We start from the raw sequence: 6,055 nt of genomic DNA, 5'->3' as shown, positions 1-6,055 counted from the left end.
CGGCGGGGGCGGCACGGCGAACCGCCGGGTTATAGCTGGCAGGCGTTTCATCAGCACTGTCAAACTGGGGTGCTGTAAGCGTATTAATTTTGCGCAGAGAGGGCATCGCGGCCAGCAGAATGGCGCCGACGATTAAACCAATCGCGACCGAACGTAAAAGCTTCACAAACATGATAGCGGCGTCATTAAAAAGGGGAACGGCAGCAGCATATCACGAGTTTACCGGACATCACACGGTGGGCTGATGTCCGGTCTACCAGCTTAACGCAGGAGCAGATAGATATTCTCGTTACCGCGTACCACCTGCAACGCGATGATCGACGGTTTCGCTTCCAGCACCTTGCGCATTTCGGCAATGGAGTTCACGCGATCGCGGTTTACACCGATGATAACGTCATCTTTGTGCAGACCGGCTTGCGCGGCTGGGCTGCTTTTTTCGACGTTATCAATCTTGATGCCCTTAGTGCCGTCTTTTAACTGACCGTTGCTAAGCGTTGCACCTTGTAATGCCGGGGCGATCATTTCCGCACTGGCGGACGACGACGTGCTGGTATCCAGTGTGACTTCCACCTCCAGTGGCTTACCGTTACGTAGCAGACCCAGTTTAACCTTGGTGCCCGGTTCAGTGGTGGCAATACGCGAACGTAACTCGGCAAAACTGTTCAGCGGCTTGCCGTTGAGGCTGGTAATGACGTCACCGGATTTCACGCCCGCCTTCGCGGAGCCAGAGTTCGGTAGCACTTCGCTAACAAACGCGCCGCGCTGTACATCCAGCTTGAACGCTTTGGCGATGTCGGCGGTCATTTCCGTCCCTTTAATACCCAACAGGCCGCGTTTGATTTCGCCAAACTGCATTAACTGCTGCGCCAGCGTGCGCGCCATGTTGCTGGGAATGGCAAAGCCAATGCCGATACTGCCGCCGCCCGGTGCCAGAATGGCGGTGTTAATACCGATCAATTCACCATTCAGATTAAGCAGCGCGCCACCGGAGTTACCCCGGTTAATGGACGCATCGGTCTGAATAAAGTTTTCCAGACCTTCCAGATTCAGGCCGCTGCGACCCAATGCCGAGACGATGCCGGAGGTTGCCGTTTGCCCCAGCCCGAACGGGTTACCGACGGCGACGGCAAAATCACCCACGCGGAGTTTGTCGGAGTCGGCGATGGCAATTTGTGTCAGGTTGCTAGGGTGCTGGATTTGCAGCAGGGCGATATCGCTCTGATCGTCGCTACCAATCAGCTTGGCGTCAAACTCGCGACCGTCGTTGAGCTGGATACTGATCTTCTGTGCCTGATTAATAACGTGGTTATTGGTTAGCACGTAGCCTTTGGCGGCGTCGATGATGACTCCTGAACCCAGGCCTTCGAACGGTTGTGACGGCTGATCGGGTAGGTCATCGCCAAAAAATTTTTTGAATTCTTCCGGGACTTTCTGCCCCTGCGCGGCGGTACCTTCGACCCTCACGCTCACGACCGCAGGTAACACTTTCTCCAGCATTGGTGCGAGGCTGGGGAGTGCGGCTTGACCGGGAACCTGGCCGGGTATCGACGCAATGGCCTGAAACGGCGCCGAGAGAGTTAACCCGACACTTAACGCTAATGCACTCAACAGCTGGGTTTGTTTTTTCATTGATCCTGCTCTCGTACCTTGAGTAAACGGAAGATGATTCAAAACAGTTTGATGTTATTGAATTTTCGGTTTGGTCACAATGCGGCTAACGACTAAATAATAGCTGGGACGGGAAGAGAAGCGGAGGGCGCAATTGCTGCGCCCAATAAATTTCTTAACGATGTGCAGTTAGTCGCGCTTTGCGCCACTACGCAGCAGGCCGGAGGCCCCTTCGGAATAGTCGCGTGGCATCTGAACCGGTGCCTGATCGTTGCCTGCTTCAGACTCTGCCAGACGGTTACGGAACGGGTTGGATTCTGGCGACATACCCGGCAGCAGGTTGCTGGAACTTTTTGCCATATGTTGGTAGATCTGACGATAGTCGTCGGCCATGTTATCCAGTAGCTCAGCGCTGCGGGCAAAGTGGCTTACCAGCTCTTCACGATACTCTTCCAGCTCAGCTTTGTTTTTTTCCAGTTCGTACTGCAATGCCTGCTGTTGGCGTAATTTACGATTACCAAAACGCATGGCTACGGCACCAATAATGATACCGACGACTAACCCAATTAGCGCATATTCCCAGGTCATGAACATCTCCCGTTGTCTTGTGTTTCCGTAGGGTGTTGGCTTTAGGCTCCATGCCTGCGCCTGATTATGCCACTATAACCGCTAATCCCGTAGAAGTGGAATCCCGACTTTATATCGCGTAGTGTAGAACGGCCTTTTTTTCGTCAACCGTGAGCGACGGCACATCGATTCTCAAGGAATAACAATAACATCATGCAAAGCTTTTCCCCGACATCGCGTTACCTGCAGGCCCTCAACGACGGCAGTCATCAACCCGACAACGTACAGCAAGAGGCAGTGAATCGACTGGATATTATTTTCCAGGAACTGACTGCCCCAGCCCGTCCTGCGTTGCAGGAAAGTGGGCTGATTGCTCGCTTTAGCAAATTTTTGGGTAAACGTGAACCGACGGAGAGCACGCCGGTGCGTGGTCTGTATATGTGGGGGGGCGTGGGGCGCGGGAAAACCTGGCTGATGGACCTTTTCTACCATAGCCTGCCGGGCACGCGTAAACAGCGTTTGCACTTTCACCGCTTTATGCTGCGCGTACATGAAGAGTTGACCGCCCTGCAAGGGCAAAGCGACCCGCTGGAAGTGATTGCCGACCGCTTTAAGGCAGAAACCGACGTGCTGTGCTTTGATGAGTTTTTTGTCTCAGATATCACCGATGCGATGCTGCTCGGTGGATTAATGAAAGCGCTGTTCGCCCGCGGCATCACGCTCGTGGCGACATCCAATATTCCGCCTGATGACCTGTACCGCAATGGTCTGCAACGTGCCCGCTTTCTTCCGGCGATTGAGGCTATTAAACAGTACTGCGACATCATGAATGTGGATGCCGGAGTTGATTACCGTCTGCGTACGTTAACCCAGGCGCATTTATGGTTATCGCCGCTGAATGATGAAACCCAACGGCAGATGGATAAGCTGTGGCTGGCTTTAGCGGGAAGCAAAAGTGAACATGCGCCGACGCTTGAGATAAACCATCGCCCGATGCAGACACTGGCCGTCGAAAACCAAACGCTGGCCGTCTCGTTTACTACCCTGTGCGTCGATGCCCGCAGCCAGCACGACTATATTGCGCTATCGCGCCTGTTTCACACCGTGTTGCTCTCTGACGTCCCAGTGATGACGTCGTTGATGGAGAGCGAAGCACGGCGCTTTATCGCGCTGGTAGATGAGTTCTACGAACGCCACGTCAAGCTGGTGGTGAGTGCGGCAGTTCCTTTATATGAGATCTACCGGGGAGAGCGCCTAAAGTTTGAATTCCAGCGCTGTTTGTCGCGTTTGCAGGAGATGCAAAGCGAAGAGTATCTGAAGCGCGAACATTTAGCCGGTTAAACCCATCGCAAATCACATAAAGGGGTCGATCTTTGACCCTGACTTCTCTATAATCTTGCGACCCCACGTTACGAGAGAGTTTTTTTCCCAAAACTTTCTATGTGCCGGCATAGGCTATTCGAAGGGGTAGGTTTGCTGGACAATGTCGTGTGAACCTCAACTGACAAAACGTTTGGGTGTTCACCAACGTGTAACTAATTTATTTGGGTAAGCTTTTAATGAAAACTTTTACAGCTAAACCAGAAACCGTAAAACGCGACTGGTATGTTGTTGACGCGACCGGTAAAACTCTGGGCCGTCTGGCTTCCGAACTGGCTCTGCGCCTGCGCGGTAAGCACAAAGCGGAATACACTCCGCACGTAGATACCGGTGATTACATCATCGTTCTGAACGCTGACAAAGTTGCGGTAACTGGCAACAAGCGTACTGACAAAATGTACTACCGTCACAGTGGCTACGTCGGTGGTCTTAAAGAAGCGACCTTTGAAGAGATGATTGCTCGCCATCCTGAGCGTGTGATTGAAATCGCGGTTAAAGGCATGCTGCCAAAAGGCCCGCTGGGTCGTGCAATGTACCGTAAACTGAAAGTTTACGCGGGCAATGAGCACAACCACGCGGCACAGCAACCGCAAGTTCTTGACATCTAATCGGGATTATAGGCAATGGCTGAAAATCAATACTACGGCACTGGTCGCCGCAAAAGTTCTGCAGCTCGCGTTTTCATCAAACCGGGCAGTGGTAAAATCGTTATCAATCAACGTTCTCTGGAACAGTACTTCGGTCGTGAAACTGCCCGCATGGTAGTTCGTCAGCCGCTGGAACTGGTCGACATGATTGGTAAACTGGACCTGTACATCACCGTTAAAGGTGGTGGTATTTCTGGTCAAGCTGGTGCGATCCGTCACGGTATCACCCGCGCACTGATGGAATATGACGAGTCACTGCGTGGCGAACTGCGTAAAGCAGGCTTCGTTACTCGTGATGCTCGTGAAGTTGAACGTAAGAAAGTCGGCCTGCGTAAAGCACGTCGTCGTCCTCAGTTCTCCAAGCGTTAATTGGTTTCTGCTTCGGCAGATTGCAATTTGCGAAAAAACCCGCCTCGGCGGGTTTTTTTATGGATTTTTACCCGCGAATAAGCACGGTAATCTGCTGATTGCCACCTCTTTTTTCCCATTTCCAGAATCGACTCACCACAAAGGTCACAAAATCTGGTAAACTATCATCCAATTTTCTGCCCAAATGTGCGGTATTGTTCATTTTTTGTTTGTATTTTGAACAGCAATGGCTTTCCGAATCTGGGTGACATCACTTCTGGCTGGCCACCTGGTGGCTGGTAGCAGTAAAATTCTTAATATACCTGGAGGTTTTCATGGCTGTCGCTGCCAACAAACGTTCGGTAATGACGCTGTTTTCTGGTCCTACTGACATCTATAGCCATCAGGTCCGCATTGTACTGGCGGAGAAAGGTGTTAGTTTCGAGATTGAGCATGTGGAGAAAGACAATCCACCTCAGGATCTGATCGACCTCAACCCGAATCAGAGCGTACCGACACTGGTGGATCGTGAGCTGACCCTATGGGAATCTCGCATCATTATGGAATACCTGGATGAGCGTTTCCCGCATCCGCCGCTGATGCCGGTTTACCCGGTTGCGCGTGGTGAAAGCCGCCTGTACATGCAGCGTATTGAAAAAGACTGGTATACGCTGATGAACGTCATCGTAAACGGTTCTGCTTCTGAAGCGGACGTCGCGCGTAAGCGACTGCGCGAAGAGCTGCTGGCAATTGCGCCAGTGTTTAGTCAGAAACCGTATTTCCTGAGCGATGAGTTCAGCCTGGTAGACTGCTACCTGGCGCCGCTGCTGTGGCGTTTACCGCAGATGGGTATTGAATTCAGCGGTGCTGGTTCGAAAGAGCTGAAAGGGTATATGACCCGCGTATTTGAACGTGACTCTTTCCTGGCTTCTCTGACTGAGCCTGAACGTGAAATGCGTCTGGGCCGGGGTTAATCTGTATGGATTTGCCACAGCTATCACCGCGCCGTCCGTATCTGCTGCGCGCATTCTATGAGTGGTTGTTAGACAACCAGCTCACGCCGCACCTGGTGGTGGATGTGACGCTTCCGGATGTGCAGGTTCCTATGGAATATGCGCGTGACGGGCAAATTGTTCTGAATATTGCTCCACGTGCAGTGGGCAACCTGGAACTGGCAAACGACGAAGTGCGTTTTAACGCGCGCTTTGGCGGTATACCACGTCAGGTTTCCGTGCCGCTGGCTGCTGTTCTGGCTATCTATGCCCGTGAAAACGGTGCAGGTACCATGTTCGAGCCAGAAGCGGCCTACGACGAAGATGTCGCCAGCTTAAATGATGACGACAACGACACGTCCGGCTTTGAAAGCGAAACGGTCATGTCCGTCATTGATGGCGATAAGCCCGATCACGGTGATGACAACGACCCGGATGATACGCCGCCACCTCCGCGTGGTGGGCGTCCGGCGCTACGCGTAGTGAAGTAAAATCAAACAGGCCCTTGCGGGC

General features: G+C 52.6%; 7 protein-coding genes and 1 pseudogene. 5 read left to right on the top strand and 3 right to left on the bottom strand.

What is annotated here, in order from left to right; genetic code table 11:
• From FDX01_RS23935 to zapG, 3 genes and pseudogenes are all read right to left on the bottom strand, one after another.
• Positions 1 to 172, bottom strand: a pseudogene (locus FDX01_RS23935) (outer membrane-stress sensor serine endopeptidase DegS); the annotation flags it as partial.
• Positions 173 to 261: 89 nt separating this feature from the next.
• Positions 262 to 1,629, bottom strand: a complete 1,368-nt coding sequence (degQ, locus tag FDX01_RS17530; protein ID WP_137400208.1) for a serine endoprotease DegQ — start codon at positions 1,627 to 1,629, stop codon at positions 262 to 264.
• A gap of 168 nt (positions 1,630 to 1,797) precedes the next feature.
• Positions 1,798 to 2,196: a Z-ring associated protein ZapG gene (zapG, locus tag FDX01_RS17525; protein WP_045448139.1), complete on the bottom strand. Its 399-nt coding sequence runs from the start codon at positions 2,194 to 2,196 to the stop codon at positions 1,798 to 1,800.
• A gap of 192 nt (positions 2,197 to 2,388) precedes the next feature.
• Between zapG and zapE the strand changes: the two genes are divergently transcribed.
• The 5 genes from zapE (at position 2,389) to sspB (ending at position 6,033) form a co-directional block, all read left to right on the top strand.
• Positions 2,389 to 3,516 carry a cell division protein ZapE gene (zapE, locus tag FDX01_RS17520; protein WP_137400207.1) on the top strand — a complete coding sequence of 376 codons (1,128 nt, stop codon included), beginning with the start codon at positions 2,389 to 2,391 and terminating at the stop codon, positions 3,514 to 3,516.
• 218 nt (positions 3,517 to 3,734) lie between these two features.
• On the top strand, positions 3,735 to 4,163 hold the full coding sequence (gene rplM, locus FDX01_RS17515) for a 50S ribosomal protein L13 (RefSeq protein ID WP_096755482.1): 429 nt from the start codon (positions 3,735 to 3,737) through the stop codon (positions 4,161 to 4,163).
• 15 nt (positions 4,164 to 4,178) lie between these two features.
• The gene (gene rpsI / locus FDX01_RS17510) at positions 4,179 to 4,571 is read left to right on the top strand and encodes a 30S ribosomal protein S9 (RefSeq protein ID WP_062774136.1); all 393 of its coding nucleotides are present in this window, start codon (positions 4,179 to 4,181) and stop codon (positions 4,569 to 4,571) included.
• Positions 4,572 to 4,885: 314 nt separating this feature from the next.
• A complete protein-coding gene (sspA, locus tag FDX01_RS17505; RefSeq protein WP_135911317.1) occupies positions 4,886 to 5,524 on the top strand; it encodes a stringent starvation protein SspA in 639 nt (212 codons plus the stop codon).
• A 5-nt stretch (positions 5,525 to 5,529) separates the two neighbouring features.
• On the top strand, positions 5,530 to 6,033 hold the full coding sequence (gene sspB / locus FDX01_RS17500; RefSeq protein ID WP_096755484.1) for a ClpXP protease specificity-enhancing factor: 504 nt from the start codon (positions 5,530 to 5,532) through the stop codon (positions 6,031 to 6,033).
• Positions 6,034 to 6,055: the final 22 nt, after the last annotated feature.

It is taken from the genome of Citrobacter sp. wls613 (genome assembly GCF_005281195.1).
Classification (GTDB): domain Bacteria; phylum Pseudomonadota; class Gammaproteobacteria; order Enterobacterales; family Enterobacteriaceae; genus Citrobacter; species Citrobacter gillenii.
The sequence above is the reverse complement of the archived record's forward strand: the minus strand, read 5'-3'. Positions and strand labels throughout refer to the sequence as shown.

Excerpts from the sequence above, each read along its gene's own strand:
- degQ (WP_137400208.1), bottom strand. The coding sequence starts at position 1,629 with ATGAAAAAACAAACCCAGCTGTTGAGTGCATTAGCGTTAAGTGTCGGG.
- rpsI (WP_062774136.1), top strand. The coding sequence starts at position 4,179 with ATGGCTGAAAATCAATACTACGGCACTGGTCGCCGCAAAAGTTCTGCA.
- zapG (WP_045448139.1), bottom strand. The coding sequence starts at position 2,196 with ATGACCTGGGAATATGCGCTAATTGGGTTAGTCGTCGGTATCATTATT.
- rplM (WP_096755482.1), top strand. The coding sequence starts at position 3,735 with ATGAAAACTTTTACAGCTAAACCAGAAACCGTAAAACGCGACTGGTAT.
- zapE (WP_137400207.1), top strand. The coding sequence starts at position 2,389 with ATGCAAAGCTTTTCCCCGACATCGCGTTACCTGCAGGCCCTCAACGAC.
- sspB (WP_096755484.1), top strand. The coding sequence starts at position 5,530 with ATGGATTTGCCACAGCTATCACCGCGCCGTCCGTATCTGCTGCGCGCA.
- sspA (WP_135911317.1), top strand. The coding sequence starts at position 4,886 with ATGGCTGTCGCTGCCAACAAACGTTCGGTAATGACGCTGTTTTCTGGT.